General features: G+C 59.9%; 13 protein-coding genes. 2 read left to right on the top strand and 11 right to left on the bottom strand.

The window, feature by feature from the left end; genetic code table 11:
- Positions 1-86 precede the first annotated feature (86 nt).
- The 11 genes from PMI23_RS00905 to tssB form a co-directional block, all read right to left on the bottom strand.
- Positions 87-629, bottom strand: coding sequence for a toxin-antitoxin system YwqK family antitoxin (locus PMI23_RS00905; protein WP_007911071.1), 543 nt, complete (start codon positions 627-629; stop codon positions 87-89).
- A gap of 12 nt (positions 630-641) precedes the next feature.
- The gene (gene tssI, locus PMI23_RS00900; RefSeq protein WP_007911070.1) at positions 642-2,651 is read right to left on the bottom strand and encodes a type VI secretion system Vgr family protein; all 2,010 of its coding nucleotides are present in this window, start codon (positions 2,649-2,651) and stop codon (positions 642-644) included.
- Between the two features lie 64 nt (positions 2,652-2,715).
- Positions 2,716-3,786 (bottom strand): OTU domain-containing protein, encoded by a 1,071-nt coding sequence (locus PMI23_RS00895; RefSeq protein ID WP_007911069.1) that lies wholly within the window; start codon positions 3,784-3,786, stop codon positions 2,716-2,718.
- A 76-nt stretch (positions 3,787-3,862) separates the two neighbouring features.
- Positions 3,863-4,546: a hypothetical protein gene (locus PMI23_RS00890; protein WP_174245056.1), complete on the bottom strand. Its 684-nt coding sequence runs from the start codon at positions 4,544-4,546 to the stop codon at positions 3,863-3,865.
- A gap of 111 nt (positions 4,547-4,657) precedes the next feature.
- Complete coding sequence (gene tssH, locus PMI23_RS00885; protein ID WP_007911055.1) at positions 4,658-7,198, bottom strand: type VI secretion system ATPase TssH; 2,541 nt, start codon at positions 7,196-7,198, stop codon at positions 4,658-4,660.
- Between the two features lie 2 nt (positions 7,199-7,200).
- On the bottom strand, positions 7,201-8,226 hold the full coding sequence (tssG, locus tag PMI23_RS00880; protein ID WP_007911053.1) for a type VI secretion system baseplate subunit TssG: 1,026 nt from the start codon (positions 8,224-8,226) through the stop codon (positions 7,201-7,203).
- Positions 8,190-9,983 carry a type VI secretion system baseplate subunit TssF gene (gene tssF, locus PMI23_RS00875; protein ID WP_007911051.1) on the bottom strand — a complete coding sequence of 598 codons (1,794 nt, stop codon included), beginning with the start codon at positions 9,981-9,983 and terminating at the stop codon, positions 8,190-8,192. The genes tssG and tssF overlap by 37 nt, the downstream gene beginning before the upstream one ends.
- On the bottom strand, positions 9,967-10,410 hold the full coding sequence (tssE, locus tag PMI23_RS00870) for a type VI secretion system baseplate subunit TssE (protein WP_042704864.1): 444 nt from the start codon (positions 10,408-10,410) through the stop codon (positions 9,967-9,969). Before tssE ends, tssF begins: the two co-directional genes overlap by 17 nt.
- 15 nt (positions 10,411-10,425) lie before the next feature.
- Complete coding sequence (locus PMI23_RS00865; RefSeq protein WP_007911046.1) at positions 10,426-10,923, bottom strand: Hcp family type VI secretion system effector; 498 nt, start codon at positions 10,921-10,923, stop codon at positions 10,426-10,428.
- Between the two features lie 102 nt (positions 10,924-11,025).
- Complete coding sequence (gene tssC / locus PMI23_RS00860) at positions 11,026-12,507, bottom strand: type VI secretion system contractile sheath large subunit (RefSeq protein ID WP_007911038.1); 1,482 nt, start codon at positions 12,505-12,507, stop codon at positions 11,026-11,028.
- A 31-nt stretch (positions 12,508-12,538) separates the two neighbouring features.
- Positions 12,539-13,081, bottom strand: coding sequence for a type VI secretion system contractile sheath small subunit (tssB, locus tag PMI23_RS00855; RefSeq protein ID WP_007911036.1), 543 nt, complete (start codon positions 13,079-13,081; stop codon positions 12,539-12,541).
- Between the two features lie 227 nt (positions 13,082-13,308).
- On the opposite strand from tssB, the gene PMI23_RS00850 reads away from it, so the two are divergent.
- Positions 13,309-13,758, top strand: coding sequence for a hypothetical protein (locus PMI23_RS00850; protein WP_007911033.1), 450 nt, complete (start codon positions 13,309-13,311; stop codon positions 13,756-13,758).
- Positions 13,759-13,803: 45 nt separating this feature from the next.
- A complete protein-coding gene (tssK, locus tag PMI23_RS00845; RefSeq protein WP_007911031.1) occupies positions 13,804-15,135 on the top strand; it encodes a type VI secretion system baseplate subunit TssK in 1,332 nt (443 codons plus the stop codon).
- Positions 15,136-15,142 lie beyond the last annotated feature (7 nt).

The following is a 15,142-nucleotide window of genomic DNA, read 5'->3' as shown; positions in this document are numbered from 1 at the left end:
TTACAGGTCGATGTATGAAGCAAGACAGCTCGGTCGGTCCCCTCTCCCTCTGGGAGAGGGCTAGGGTGAGGGGCTCTTCCGGGTTTTCAGGTCTGCTGCGGATCCGCCCATTGCCGATACCACCAGCGCACCCGCGAAATCGGCTTGCCATCCGCACCCAAAGGCCGCCCGTCCTCGGCAAATCCTTGTTCCGGCTCCAGCAACTGGCCATTCACATAGCGCGCCTCCACCGCCGGTTTGCCATTGGGGTGAAAGCGCTGATAGCGCCCCTCACGCACACCATCGCGATAAAACTCAGCCTCCGCCACTTGTCCGTCGGCAAAGTAATTGAACGCCTCGCCATGCAACAAGCCGCGGCGATACGTCGCTTTACGTTGCAGAAAACCCTCGGGCGCATAAAAACTGGCAACGCCCTGCAACTTGCCGCGTACAAACGGCATCTGTGCCGAGACCTTACCGTTGGTGTGATACAGCAGTGAGGTGCCGTGCAATTCGCCCTGGTTGTAATTCAGATCCGCCTGTTTGCGACCGTCATCCTTGATGTTCAGCGGGCCATCAAGCTGACCGTCCTGCAGGCGCCCCTTGAGCTGCTTGTCATCCTGCTGCAGATCCAGCGGTGTGATCGCCATGGTTTCTCCTTGTCAGTTGACCTGCACCAGACCGCCCTTGATGGTCAGCATGCCACCGCCGTCCACGGTCTGTGAGGCTGCGCCCTTGTTGGTCAGACTGATCCCGGCGTCGTTGGTCAACGTCGTCCCGGCCTTGTTGTCCAGTGAAGTACCGGCCTGATTGGTCAAGGCAGTGCCGGCCTTGTGCGTGATCGAGGTGCTGGCCGAGGTCGCCAGATCGGCGCCGCTCTTGATCGTGAAGCTGCCGCCACTTTGCAGGGTCAGGGTGCCGCTGACTTTAATCGTCAGGTTGCCATCCACGGTCAGGCTGTAATCACCGCTGACCTTGTCGGTGTAGTTGCCGCCGGTGCTGTGGTTCTGATCAGCGGCGACCTTCACCGTGCGGCTGTCCTTTACATCGAGGCTGTCGCTGCCGGTCTGAATCGTGACGCTGCGTTTGCCTTTTTCCAGCGTCACCGTCTCGTCGCCGTCCTTCACAGTGCGGGTGCGCGCGTTCTGCACGGTGAGGGTTTCGTCGTGGCCGACGGTGGCAGTGGTGTCATTGAGGACGTTGATGTTGAAATCCTTCTGCGCCTGCAAGAACACTTCTTCAGCGTCCTTTTTGTCTTCGAAGCGCAGCTCGTTGAAACCGCCGCCACCCTTGGATGACTGGGTTTTGATTCCCGATTGCGTCTGATTGGCCGGGAGGGCATAGGGCAGGGCGTTGTCGCCGTTATAAACGCAACCGGTGACCAGTGGCCGATCCGGATCACCGTCGATAAACGTGACGATGACTTCCTGGCCGATGCGCGGGATGAACTGCATGCCAAAACCCTTGCCACTCCACGGCAACACCACGCGCACCCAGCAGGAGCTGGTTTCATCGTTCTTGCCATCGCGATCCCAGGGGAACTGCAACTTGATCCGGCCGTACTCGTCGGTCCAGATTTCCTCACCGGACTTGCCCACGACGATGGCCGTCTGCGGATGCATGCGCGGCTTTGGCGTCACACGTTGCGGACGAAACGGGGTGGCTTTGGGGATGGCTTCGAAGCGGTTGCGATAACTGTCGTGGCTGGCGTCATGGGTGACCCGCGTCACCACCCAATCGATGTTCAGACTGGCATCGTCGTGCCCTTCGAGGGTGAACCAGTGCCCCGGAATCAGCCAACGGCAGTCGCTTTCGCCGACAAAACGTTTCTCCTCGCTGCGCAAGCCGTCAACCCGTTGCTTGGTCAGCGCATCACCGCGCGCCTTGGCGTTGTAGCCGCCCGGGTGCTCGTAGATCGAAAGCGGCCCGGCCACGGCTTCGGCCTGGCCGTAGAGCGAAGTGGTTGGCGTGGTAAATTCGTAATCCGTCGCCCGGTACACCCCGGACACAGCTTGCAGGCACACCTGCCCGGAGCGAATGCCGTGCAACTCACGCTCACCCAGACCTTGCCCAAAATACTTGACCTTCGGCCCGTTGGGGATTTGCACGAAGGCATCGTTGCTGTCGCCGAGCACCAGCGTGTGCTTGCCTTCGTCGTGGGTGAAGAACCAGAAGATGCCTTCCTCTTCCAGTAGCCGCGAAACAAAAGCGAAATCGCTTTCGCCGTACTGCACGCAGTATTCACGGGGCGTGTAGCTGCCGGTCAGCGAGAGTTTGAAATCGGTGAAGCCATGGGCCTTGAAAATCGTCGTGACGATGTCCGACGTGGCGAGGTTCTGAAATACGCGGTTGTTGCTCGCGAGGGTCAGCCACCACAGCCACGGTCTGAGCAGGATCTTATAGCGCTCGGCTGTGGCATCGGCGGGCAGTTGGCGGATCTCGGCTACCAGTGCGTCGAACTCGCGCATCTGCGCATCGTTGTGCAGAGTGGTGGTGACGTGGGTAGCAATAGCGCTGGTCAGCGTAAGAGAAGTGCCGTCGTTGAGACCGTTGAGGGTTTGTGAACCCAATATGTTCAGGGCTTCGTCGCCTGAAAACGACTCAGGGAACAGCGCCGACAGCGAAGTGGCGGTGAGTGAAATCGTAGTGCTGCTGTCGGTGGCGCGAGGCATGAATTGGCCTTTGGTGAGCTTTCAGTTCATGGAGGACGGTGACGATTTTTTCCGCTGGCAGCACTCACGGCGTGGTGTAGTGATTGCCGTTTCTGTATTCAATTTGAATGGGCGCTGTTTCAGTCGTTGCATTGAACGCAATCATGGAAGTAAATCCCTGATTGGGGATCATGACGTTGATCTTTACATTATATATTTGCGCAATGATCGCTATTTCTATACCTCCACCCCAAGTTCCGGATAGTCGCATGTTTGTAATGTACGCCACCGTGATGCCCCAGGTTTCACAGAAGGCCGGGTTGTTATCCATGTACAAGCAAACGTAGTTTCTGAGGTCCTCGTGTGATATTCCATGCATACCCCTTTGCTGAAGACATCTTGAGAGCGTATGGAACAAACAGTTGCCATCTGTGGGTATTCCATTTTCATCACGAGATTCACTGATTGGTAGTCGCGGAAGATCTGATGAAAAACCGTTGCTTTTCTTGAGTAACTCGATGTCCTTGGGTGAAATCAGGTCAGTGTCTATCGTGCTGAATATCCCGAACCATGGTGCGTCGGAAGGCGCGTTAAGGGCTTCATTTTTCTTGGTTTTGGCTTTGATGATGAGATTGACGACTTTGAATGTACGACGAGTGGTCTGAAATATGCTTAGAGGGGAGCGTGCGAGGTTTTTGTTGGAAGCTTTGATTGTTCCCTTGTTGGTCCAACCATTGGATTGAGTCTGGCCAATACCCCAAGACATGTCGCCGCTTTCCGCCTTTCCGGTTGACCACCCGTGAGTGTGAAGCTCATTGATCCATTGGGGAGCATAAACTTCGACGAGTACCGCATAGTTACTACGCCCGAACATTTTGTTGAGGTAGGCTTTGCTGTAGTTGCGGAATGATGCGAATCCCTGATGGCCAGCGGCGGATAACACGGTGCCGAACCGGAACGCCTCGAACTCTTCGGCGGTCATCGCCCGATAGAAACAGGTTTGGTTCTCAGCGAAATTCAGCGGAGTGGAATCATCGAAACGAGCAGGTGCAGAGTAAATGGTGTACTCCAGCGGTTTGCTTTGATGGGGGTCGATGGTTAGCCGAAACTCATCAATAATGCTTTCGATCGTAATTATCTTTTTGAAGTTGCACATGATGCACCGCTTCTCGGTTGGGGATGGGAGGGGCTGTTTGTTTATTTATTTATTTATGGGTAGACGTTGTCAGCGCTTACCCGATGTCCATCATGTCGGGAGTCCAGTCAATATCCATTGCTTCGCTGACTTCGGCGTCAATCTCCATTTCGTTATAGGAAAATTTCACCTGCTGGTTTTTGCTGCTATCCCAGTAGTAAGTAACTTTTGCGAATGACTGTTGATGAAGATGTTTGCCCCCTGGCGTGCGGGTTGTTTTTCGACCTGTATGGGCGCCTGCATTTTTAACGACACTATTGTTCATTGTTCTGCCGTGCATGGTGGTGTACAGGTTGTACTTGTTTCCAAGCAGCTTATGTAGCCTGCCGACGAAGCTGTCATAAGAGGGCTGAAAAACTTTTTCGGTGGTGGATTGATCTGTGCCGAGTGCCAATTTGCACGAAGTCACCGAAATGACGTCTGGCAAGTTGGTGCCGAGCCCACACTCACTGAGATACCAGGCAACCTGATCAACGGAGAATGATCCCAGCGTTTGCTTGGAATGACTGCCATGTCCACGCACGTAGAGACGCCATGGCCCCATCGTTCCGGACGCTGTCTGTGCGACGGTTTGAGGGGATGTTGTATTGGCAATGAACGAGTGCGATGTGACCCCGGTTGTATTTCCTTTGGCGATTATGGAGTTCGTCCCGTTATTGATGGTGTCGTCACCGTGTCCTGAAAGGAAAGACAGGAGGACTTGCGATAGGTATTTGGACATTTTTTATCTGCCGCTGGATGGTTGAAAGGCCCGTCTGGACGGGAGCATCGCTGAGAATGAACCGCTGTTAGCACGCAACTACTGAGATTGGTGTCTCCCTATCACGTCAAGCTATTCCAACACCCACTCCGCCAACTTCCCCGTCACTTGCGTCATCAACACATTCTCGACATCCCGCGCACCGGCCGCGCTGCACTTGGCGAGCACCGCTTTGACAATTCCCGAATCAAACTCGAACTGTTTGCCGGTCGCTGCCTTATAGCGGCCACGCAACTTCTCAAGCTTGGCGAGCACAATCCCTTCCAGCGTCGCCTCATCCAGCGGCCGATAGGCAACCACGGTCATGCGCGCCAGAAACGCCGGGCGGAAGGCTTGCAGCAGGACCTTGTGCAGGGCTTCGTTGAAGGCTTCGGAGCCGAGTTGCGCAACCGGTGTGTCGAGCAACAGTTCGGCGCCGACGTTGCTGGTGGCGAGCATCACGGTGTTCTTGAAATCGACCACCAACCCGGTGCCGTCCTCCATCAAGCCTTTATCGAACACGTTGTAAAACGCCTCGAGCACATCCGGGTGCGCCTTTTCGATCTCATCCAGCAACACCACCGAATACGGTTTGCGCCGCACCGCCTCGGTCAGCACGCCGCCGCTGCCATAACCGACGTAGCCGGGTGGGGCGCCCTTGAGCTGGCTGACGGTGTGGGCTTCCTGATATTCCGAAAGATTGATGCTGATCAGGTTGCGTTCGCCGCCATACAACGCATCGGCCAATGCATAAGCGGTTTCGGTTTTGCCGACACCGGTAGGGCCGACGAGGAGGAACACACCCACCGGTTTTTGTGGGTCGGTGAGTCCGGCGCGGTAGGCCTGCAAACGTTGGGCGATGGTATTGAGCGCGGTGCTTTGGCCCATCACGCGTTGCCCCATGCGCGTGCCGAGGGTGCGCACGGCGTGGGCTTCGTCGGCGAGCATTTTGCCGACGGGGATGCCGGTCCAGCCGGCGATTACCGCAGCGACGGTTTTAGTGTCGACCTGTTCGGGCACCAGCGGATCGTCCTGGCGGATGGCGTCCAGTCCGGCCTCAAGGCGCAGTAATTCAGCCGCGAGATGATCAATGCGACTGTCGGTGGCTTCATCGGGTTTGTCGCTGTCGGCGCGCTCGCTCAAGGCCAGCAACTCACGACGGGTATCGAGCAGCTCGCGCACCGCGACGCGTTCCTCGCCCCAGCGGGTTTCCAGTTCGCGGATGGCCTGCACATTTACGCTGGATTCAGTTTCCAGCAGGGTGATGCGCTCACGGTGATCCAGCCCTGTGGCCTGTTCGCGACGCAGGCGCTCGACTTCATCCTTGAGGCTGTTTTGCCGATGACGCAGGCTCTCCAGCGGCGGCGGTACGTCGTGCTGGCCGAGGGCGACCCGGGCGCACGCCGTGTCGAGCACACTGATGGCTTTGTCCGGTAACTGACGACCGGAAATGTAACGATGCGAAAGTTTCACCGCTTCATGAATCGCCGCGTCGAGGACCTGCACGCCATGATGCTGTTCGAGTTTGGCGGCCACGCCTCGGAGCATTTCCACTGCTGTGATTTCATCCGGCTCTTCGACCTGCACCAGTTGAAAGCGACGGGCGAGGGCCGGGTCTTTCTCGAAGTATTTTTTGTATTCCATCCATGTCGTGGCGGCGAGGGTACGCAGCTCGCCCCGCGCCAGCGCCGGTTTCAGCAGGTTGGCCGCATCGCTGCCGCCCTCGGCGCCGCCAGCACCGATCAGGGTGTGGGCTTCGTCGATAAACAGAATGATTGGCTTGTCAGCATTGCGCACCGCGTCGATCACGCCTTTCAAACGCTGTTCGAATTCACCTTTGACCCCGGCACCGGCCTGCAGCAGACCGAGGTCAAGCACGCGCAGACTGACCTCTTGCAACGATGGCGGTACATCACCGGCGGCGATGCGCAGGGCCAGGCCTTCGACCACGGCGGTTTTACCCACGCCCGGTGCACCCACCAGAATCGGATTGTTTTGTCGGCGCCGCAGCAGGATATCGATGCACTGGCGAATCTCGCCGTCGCGGCCAACGATCGGATCAATGCGCCCGGCATGAGCGTCGGCCGTCAGATCCTGAGTGTATTGATCGAGTAGCGAGTCCTGGCGCGGTGCAGGATTGGCCGATGAACCCTTACGCGCACCGACATGTTCACGAGAGTTTTCCGTCCACTCCAGCAGGTTCGCGCGCAGCGCTTCTTTGGGAATTCGCAGCAACGACGAGGCACTGTTGAGCAGCAGACTGCGGCGCTCATCGCGATCAACCAACGCCAACAACAGCAAGCCGGAACGAATGCTGTCGAGTCCCAACACACTGGCCTGCACCACCGCATCTTCGAGCAAGCCGAGGGTGTGCGACGACAGTGCCGGTGTGCGCGTACTGCCTGCCTTGAACAGGTCCAGCGCCTTGTTGATCTCGGCCGTCAGCGCATCACGTTCGAGGCCGAAACGCGGTAGCAGAAAAGCCAAGTCGCCACCCTCGATATCGAGCAGTTCCAGCAACAGGTGTTCGATCTCGACAAAGTGATGCCCGCGCTGCAAGCAGCGCTGCGCGGCGCGTTCGAGGGCGCGACGGTTGTCCGGGTTGAGGCGTCCGATCAGGCTGGCCAGTTCCATGTTCAGGTAATCTCCAGCTGACGCAGTCGGGTTTCGATGGTTTGCACGCCGAGGCTGGCCTGACGCTGCAACCCACCGTTCCAGCTCAACAGGGCCGGAGTCTGGCGAGCGAGTTTCAGCGGCCCGGCACCGCGTACCCGCAGCACCAGTTTGATGTCCAGATCCGGGCCGAAATACAGTGCCGCGAGACTGGCCAGTGCCGGGTGTGCTTCGCCATCCGGCAGAAAGCGCGCCGCTTGCGTCGACGGCAATGGTCCGAGGGTCAGGCGAATGCCGGCGTGCTCATCCCAGACCCGCGTGCCGGCCACGGCGCTGCGGCCCAGTTGCAGGTTGCGTCCGCCGGGTTTGATCACGCTGCGGCTGGCGGACGGGATCTGCCGCCAGGCACCTTCGTAGGCGCTCAACTCGACCGGCACGGCAAACTGCTCGCGCACGATCGCGGCAAATCCCGCCAGTGAGCGACGGCCATCGGCAAACAACGCCGTACAGGCAAGAACGGCGCAGTCGGGAGCAGCCTGGCGCTCCTGCAACGCCTTGGGCAGCAAACCGGTCAGCGCGCGCAATTGCGCCTGTACCGGCGACGCCCCCGGCGTGACAAAGCCTAGCGCCACCCGGTGTTTGCGCATCACTTTGTACAGCAGGCTGAGCAAGCGATGCTGGAACAGATCGAGAAACGCGGCCGGTGCATGATCTTTGGCCCGCGCCCGTTGTTGCAGCCAATCCTGATAGGCGTAGGGGAGAGGGCCATCCGGGCCGCCGAGTCCGAATATCGGTGTGTCGAGTGTCAGCGGTTCGCCAGGCGCTTCGTGCAGGGCTTCAATCTGGCTGGCGGCAAACGCCGGCGTCAGTGGTCCGCGCAGTTTCAGCGCTTCGGTCTGCGGCGAGGTGCCGCTGCCGAGTGGGTCGGCCTGCGGCTGCTCGCGTTCGAGCAACAGCAACGCCTGCAACCATTCGAAGGCCTGCGGCTCACGGCGCAGGCGCTGGCTCAGGGTCAGAGCGACAGGGGCATGCCGGCTTGGGGTTGCCATGCCTTGACCTCCTTGTCGGACTGCATCAGGACGGTGCGCACAAAGCGGTTGGCCGTGGCGTACAGGGAAAAGAACTGCGCCAGCACCGCCGAAAACAACACCGCGCTGCTGCCGACAAAATGCTGCGGATCAAGCTGCAACTGCACTTCCAGACCATTGCGCCAGCCGCGCCAGGCATCAGCGCCAACATGGCCGATTACCCGTTCGCAGCTGAGGTGCAGCAGGCCTTCGATCTGCCTCAAGGCGCTGGCCTCATCGCGCAGGTTGTGCAGATGCAGAATCTCTTTCAGTGCATCCAGCGCCTGCGGGCCTTCAACCAGCGACAGATGATTGAGGGTCAGTTGCGACACCAGGCGCCAGCGCGAATCACCGTCCAGCCGCGGCTGACTTTGTGCACTCGGCGGATTGCGCAGGCGGGCCCAGGCAACCGGGCCGGGGCGCTCGAAACCCAGCGGCGTACCGGCCGGCAGGGTTTGCGCCAGATGACGGTTGGTGCAGAGCAACTCGGCGGTAAGGCTGTAATCAGGCAGATCGGTTTGCGGTTCAAAACGGGTGTCGACCACGCTCACCAATAAATCGCTGCCGAGCCGGTTTGGCGTCATGCCGTTGACCCGTCGCGCATGCCAGTAGCGCTGCTGGTCGCCGCCGCTGTGCTGGCTGCCGTAATACGCCGGCAGGCGCTGCACACCGGTGCGAGTACTGGCGCGCATGCCGCGAATGCTGTGGATTTCGAAACTGTTCTCGCGGTGGCTGTCGGCGATCAGTCGATACTCGCTGCGCGTGCCGTCGGGACGCAGCGGCTCGGAAGTCCGCGGGAACAGGTTGATTACCGGTGCGCAGCCCAAGGCGATATCACTGGCCTGCAAGTGCAGGCGGCTAGCAGGGACACGGTCGAAAACGATATACAGATAGAGGGCCTGACTGTCGCTGGAAACACCGCTCAAGGGCAGATCGAAAAAGTGGAATTTATCCGGGAAAGCAAAATACTCGGCCAGCAAGCGCATGCCCGGATGGACACCGTCTTCATCCGGCAACAGTGCTTCGTCATCGCTGAAACCGACGATGTTCGGCAAACCTTTCAGCGCCGTCGGAACGCTGCCCGGCGATCCCGCCAATACCTGCATCGCATGCGCGCCAAGCAGGTCATACAGGCAAGCATTGACCACCGGGGAAGCGGCCAGGTGGATGCGCAATTGCTCAATGCCCTGATCAGCCCACTGGCTCTCGCCCAGGCAGCGCAGACTCAAACGCAATGCCGAGCGCGATTGCGCCACGCCGGTCAACGCCTGGGCTTCATCGCTGCCCAGCAACAGCGCTTCGGTGACTTCGATCGGCCATAACCGAACGGCGGCCGAGGTGCGAAAGTGAATGCTCTCGCCCTTGCTGGTGGTGACGAATAATGGCGTATCGCGGGGCAGGGGATAGCCCTCGTCGAGTTTGCCTTTGCCTGGGTCTGGCTCGAACTGCACGATGGCGCAGGACGGCAACGGCCGCATCGCCAACGGATAAAGTTGCTCGAGCAGCGCATCGCTGAACTCGGCGTAGTCGTCATCCAGACGTCGTTGCAGGCGGGCGGCGAGCAGGGCGAAACCTTCCAGCAAACGCTCGACGTGCGGATCGGGGCATTCGCCCGGGGACAGTTCCAGACGCCGCGCGACTTTCGGGTATCGTTCGGCAAATTGGCTGCCGGCATGCCGCAGCCAGGTCAGTTCGCGTTGGTAGTAATCGAGCAGTTGCGGGTCAATCGAGTCGCTCATGGCGCACCTCCAGCCCTTCGCCGCCAGGCTCGATGACAAAGGCTACCGGCCAGTGCTGCTGGCCGCTGCGTAATTCGCCGAGCAAGCGAATGCTCATGCGCTGCGGGTGTTCGGGCAAGGGATTGACCTGAACTTCGCCCAGCAGCAGGCGCGGTTCAAAATGCATGATCGCTTCGCGGATGTCCCGCGCCAGCCGCCGCCGATCATCGCTGCGTTGCTGTTGCAAGGCGCTCCAGTCGGCGATGCCGTAGTCGATCACACTCGCTGGCGTGGTCCGCGTGAGTGGACCACGGCGGGTGTTGAACAGGCGCCCGAGCTCGGCGTGCACCGAGTCGAGCAAGTCCTGCCGATCGAACTCGCGCGTGCTCTCGGCCTCGCTGGACGCGAGGCGTTCGAACAGCGGCGCGCGCATGCCGGTGCCTGCCATGGCCAAGGCGCCGGGTTAGCTGACAAGCTTGTTGGCGGCCATGTCCCAGGTCGACGCGGCCGTGCCTTCCTTGGTGCCGTCGTCTTTCTGCGCGGTGAGTTCCCATTTGATCTTGGTGAAGTTCAGCGACACGGTTTCCACCGGTTTGCCACCGGTACCGCCGCTGACGCTGACGTTGGACAGCACCACGTTGGTGAGGGTGTAGACGATAAAGGGCATCAACTGCCCACTGCCCTCGGCGGCGTTGCGGCCGATGGTGATGATGGCTTCGGGGATCGGTTTGCCGGCGCAGCAGTATTCGTTGAGTGACGGTGTCGAGCTGTCGATAAACTTGGTCACCGTGAACTCGCCGACATGGGGTTTGCCGGAGGTGCGCTCCGAGTTGCTGACGTCGTTGGTGACTTGCATCGCCACGTTGTGGCTGTAGGACATGACTTCGATCTTGTCCGCAAAACCTTCGAGCAGGCTGTCGCCTTTGATGTCGCCGCCGAGGTCGAGAATGATTGCATCCATCGCTTGAAACTCCTGAAGAAATTCACATTAGGCAAATGGGCTGAACACGGAGCCCGTGGCGAGGGGATAAATCCTCTCGCCATCAGGGTTTTCTCTGGAGCTTTAAGCGGCAACCGGTGGCGGCAACGTCGCCACCAGACGGATCGATGCAGTCAGTTCCTCAAGCTGGAAGTGCGGCCGCAGAAACACCGTCGCCCGGTAGGCGCCAGGTTTGCCGGCGACTTCGGTGACGTCCACGCGGGCTTCACGCAACGGGTACTGCGCCTTGATTTCCTGCGGCGCGTTGTCGTTGATCAGCACGTAATCGGCGATCCAGTTATTGAGGTAGGTCTGCACGTTGTCGCGGGTCATGAAACTGCCGACCTTGTCGCGCATGATCACCTTCAGGTAATGGGCGAAACGCGAGGCCGCGAGCACGTACGGCAACATCGCCGAGATCCGCGCGTTGGCGTTGGCCTCATTGGTGTTGTAGACCTTGGACTTGTTGGTGGTCTGGCCGCCGAAGAACACCGCGACGTCGCTGTTCTTCTTGTGGCACAGGGCGATGAAGCCGAGGTCGTTGAGTTCCTTCTCGCGGCGGTCGGTGATCGCCACTTCCGTCGGGCATTTCAGCGACAGGTCGCCGGAGCTGGTGCGGAAGGTGTGCGCCGGCAAACCTTCAACCGCGCCGCCGCCTTCAGCGCCACGAATTGCCGCGCACCAGCCGTACTTGGCAAAGGCTTCGGTGATGCGTTGCGACAGCGCCCACGCGGCGTTGCCCCACAGGTATTTGCTGTGGTCGGTGCCATTGACGTCTTCGACGTAGTTGATGCCTTCCACCGGCGAGGTGTCGGGGCCGTAGGGCAGACGCAGGAGGAAGTGCGGCAGCACCAGCGATACGTAGCGTGAATCCTCACTCTCGCGGAATGAGCGCCACTTGATCAGCTCCTGGCTCTCGAAGACCTTGGACAAATCACGCGGCACCGCCAGTTCGGTGAAGCTGTTCATGTCGAACAGGCGCGGGCTGGCGGCGGCAATGAACGGCGCGTGGGCCGCGGCGGCGACGTTCGACAGTTTCTCCAGCAGGCCGATGTCCTGCGGGTGCCGGCCAAAGGTGTAGTCACCGACCAACAGGCTGAACGGGTGGCCACCGAAGGTGCCGTATTCCTCTTCGTAGATCTTTTTGAACAGCGCGCTCTGGTCGAACTCGACGGCTTTTTCCAGGTCGTTCTGCAACTCTTTCTGCGTGACGTTGAGCAGGCGCAGTTTCAGCCGGGTGCTGGTTTCGGTGTTCTGCACCAGCAGGTGCAGGCCACGCCACGAGGCTTCGAGTTTTTGCAGGTCGGGGTGGTGCAGGACCTCGTTGAGTTGGGCGCTGATCAGCTCGTCGATCTGGCTGATACGGTCGTTGATCATCGCCACGGTGTCCTTGTCGATGGCCATGCCTTCGTCGAGGACCTGGGTGGCGAACTCCGCGAGCATGTCGCGGGCGTAATCCTGCTGACTGTCATCGTGGGCCATGCGGCCGTCGAGAATGATCTGGTCAAGCAGGGAAAGTGTCTCGGTCGTACTGTCGCTGGCTTGTTTCTGAGCTGAAGCGGGCATGGCGAATTCTCCCCTCGATGTAAGTGGACGATCAGGCTTGCGGTTCGGCCGGCGCCTCGGCATCAGCTGCCGGGGTAGCGTTGTCCGGGCGGGCCGATTTGATTTCCTGCAGGCCTTCGGTGTTGGCGATGACGTCGCGCAACAGCTTGTCCAGGTCATCGTTGCCGTCGAGTTTGGTCAGCAGATCGCGCAGACGCTGGCGGGCCTCGAACAGGCGGCGCAGCGGTGTGACTTGTTCCACCACCTTGACTGGGTCGAAGTCGTCGATGTGTTTGAAATTGAGTTCGATGTTGAGCTTGCTGTCGTCGCCGCTGAGGGTGTTGTTGACCTGCAGCGTGGCGCGCGGGCCGATCGAGGCGAGCACTTCGTTGAAGTTGTCGCGGTCGATTTCGGTAAAACGCCGGTCAGTCAGTTTTGCCAATGGTTCGAGCGGCTTGCCCGACAGATCGGCAAGAATCCCGACCACCAGTGGCAATTCTTTTTTCTCGATGGCGTTGCCGATTTCGACGTCGTAGGTGATTTGCACTCGGGGCGGGCGCACCCGGTCGAGCTTGTGCTGAGTACTTTCTGCCATGACGGCGGACTCCGATGCGATGAGCGGGCGCAATGCATCGGGGAGGCCCGTTCATCGCTTTCCCTTGCTGGACCGTAGGTTAGAAAGGGAGGCAGATGACCTGTCGTTCCTTTGACAAACCTTCTTGATTCGGCTGTAGGAACCGAACTACCCAAGACGCTAGAACAGGTCTATAAAAAAGCAAGCAAAAACATTTTTGGACAGGTTCGCGAAAAGGAAAATTCATTTTGCGTAGACGACTTTTTCTAACACTGCTGTTTGCGTCCCTGGCCGGTTGCTCCCTCTTCGGGCCGAAGGTGGACCTCGACAGCCTGACCCTCGACGTCGCTCCGAAAGCCAACGACGACACGCCGATTGCCGTGGACTTCATTGCGGTCGCCGACCCGGATCTGCTCAAGCAGTTGTCAGGCATCAGTGCCAGCCAGTGGTTCGCCGGGCGCGAACAGTACCAACGCGACTATCGTCAGTTGATGAGCGTGTGGGGACTGGAGCTGGTGCCGGGGCAATTCATCGACCGCCAACCCTTCCCGTTGGGGGGCAAGAAGGCTGCTGGACTTTTAGTCTTCGCCAGCTATAACACACCCGGAGCACACCGCTTGCGGCTCGACGATCAGAGCGAGGCGTGGCTGAAATTCGACAGCCGCGAGATGAGCCTGGTCAACGCCACCGAACACTGAAACACCACCGCTGCCGCCGGATCGCGGCTTGTCGAAGGGAGTCGTATGAGTCTGCTACCTGACGCGGTTTGTTGGCACGAAGGCATGCAATTGCTGCCGCAGCATTTTCAGTTGCAAGGATTGCGGGCCGAAGCGCTCGGCGCGCATTTGGCGCAAGCGTGCAACCCGTGGTTCTGGGGCGTCAGCCACATGGAATTCGATCCTTCGGCGCTGAGCGCTGGCGTGGTGCGCGTCTTGTCGCTGCAGGGGACGATGCCCGACGGCCTGCCGGTAGATTTGCAGGCCGGGATCGGGCCGGCGCTGGAACTGGATGTCGGCGCGGCGATCGATGCCACCGACGACGCCACCGTTACCGTTTACCTGGCGATCAGCCCGATGTGGCGGGCCGGGCAGTTGCTGCCGCTCAAAGGGCGCTTGCAGTCGGTGGTGGGCGACGCGCTGCCGGATCTCACCAGCGGTGAATTTCCTGAATCGATCACCGTGTGGCGCCCTAATCCACGTCTGTGCACGCAATTGAACAAGGCCGATTCGATCTGCCTGCCGCTGCTGAAAATCCGCAAGGAGGGTGGCGGTTTTCTGCCGCTGTCTTACACGGCGCCGACGCCGATCCTGTTGCCGGAGTCGGCGCTCGGCCGACGTATCGCCGGTCTCTGCGCGCGGTCGCGGGAGAAGTGTCTGTTTCTCGGTGGCCGTTTGCGTCAGGCGCAGCAGGCCGGCAATCAGGACGATGCGCTGGAAATCCGCCGCCAGTTGACGGCGTTGTGGGCGCGTCTGCCGGAAGTCGAAGGCGCGCTGAACAGCCGTATTGCTCATCCACAAACCCTCTATGTGCAATTGCTCGGTCTGGCCGGCGCGTGGTCGGCGCTCGATCCGCTGGCCGGCGTGCCGGCGTTTGCAGCGCTGGATTTTGTCGAATTGCAGCGCGGTTATGACGCCGTGCTGCAATGGCTGGAGATCACCCTCGAACTGATCCGCGCCGGCTATCGCAGCCTGCCGTTCGAGCGCGGTGAGCACAGCTTTTCCATTCAACTGCCGGACGAGCAGCCGAGTCAGCGTCTGGTGATCGGTCTGCGCATGCCCAACGGCGCCAGCGAACAAGCGGCAATTGACTGGTTGCGTGGCGCGATCATCGCCTCGGCACCGCACATTGCGCTGCTCAGTCGCCAGCGCATGAGCGGTTTGTCGCACCAGGTCATGAGCCGCAGCGAACAGGTGGCCTACAGCGTTGGCGAGGACACGCGGCTGTTTGTGATCACCGCCGAAGGTACGTGGTTCGACGCGCAACTGCCGCTGATTATCGCCGCGCCGGCGACGAAACTGACCAGCAGCCCGTGGCAAGTGGTGCTGTTTGTCGCCCAGAACAGTGAAAGTGCCTGATCACACA

Origin of the sequence: Pseudomonas sp. GM24 (assembly GCF_000282235.1) — a bacterium.
Classification (GTDB): domain Bacteria; phylum Pseudomonadota; class Gammaproteobacteria; order Pseudomonadales; family Pseudomonadaceae; genus Aquipseudomonas.
Note: the sequence above shows the minus strand (reverse complement) of the source record. Positions and strands in the feature narration are given on the sequence as shown.

Excerpts from the sequence above, each read along its gene's own strand:
- PMI23_RS00905 (WP_007911071.1), bottom strand. The coding sequence starts at position 629 with ATGGCGATCACACCGCTGGATCTGCAGCAGGATGACAAGCAGCTCAAG.
- tssI (WP_007911070.1), bottom strand. The coding sequence starts at position 2,651 with ATGCCTCGCGCCACCGACAGCAGCACTACGATTTCACTCACCGCCACT.
- PMI23_RS00895 (WP_007911069.1), bottom strand. The coding sequence starts at position 3,786 with ATGTGCAACTTCAAAAAGATAATTACGATCGAAAGCATTATTGATGAG.
- PMI23_RS00890 (WP_174245056.1), bottom strand. The coding sequence starts at position 4,546 with ATGTCCAAATACCTATCGCAAGTCCTCCTGTCTTTCCTTTCAGGACAC.
- tssH (WP_007911055.1), bottom strand. The coding sequence starts at position 7,198 with ATGGAACTGGCCAGCCTGATCGGACGCCTCAACCCGGACAACCGTCGC.
- tssG (WP_007911053.1), bottom strand. The coding sequence starts at position 8,226 with ATGGCAACCCCAAGCCGGCATGCCCCTGTCGCTCTGACCCTGAGCCAG.
- tssF (WP_007911051.1), bottom strand. The coding sequence starts at position 9,983 with ATGAGCGACTCGATTGACCCGCAACTGCTCGATTACTACCAACGCGAA.
- tssE (WP_042704864.1), bottom strand. The coding sequence starts at position 10,410 with ATGGCAGGCACCGGCATGCGCGCGCCGCTGTTCGAACGCCTCGCGTCC.
- PMI23_RS00865 (WP_007911046.1), bottom strand. The coding sequence starts at position 10,923 with ATGGATGCAATCATTCTCGACCTCGGCGGCGACATCAAAGGCGACAGC.
- tssC (WP_007911038.1), bottom strand. The coding sequence starts at position 12,507 with ATGCCCGCTTCAGCTCAGAAACAAGCCAGCGACAGTACGACCGAGACA.
- tssB (WP_007911036.1), bottom strand. The coding sequence starts at position 13,081 with ATGGCAGAAAGTACTCAGCACAAGCTCGACCGGGTGCGCCCGCCCCGA.
- tssK (WP_007911031.1), top strand. The coding sequence starts at position 13,804 with ATGAGTCTGCTACCTGACGCGGTTTGTTGGCACGAAGGCATGCAATTG.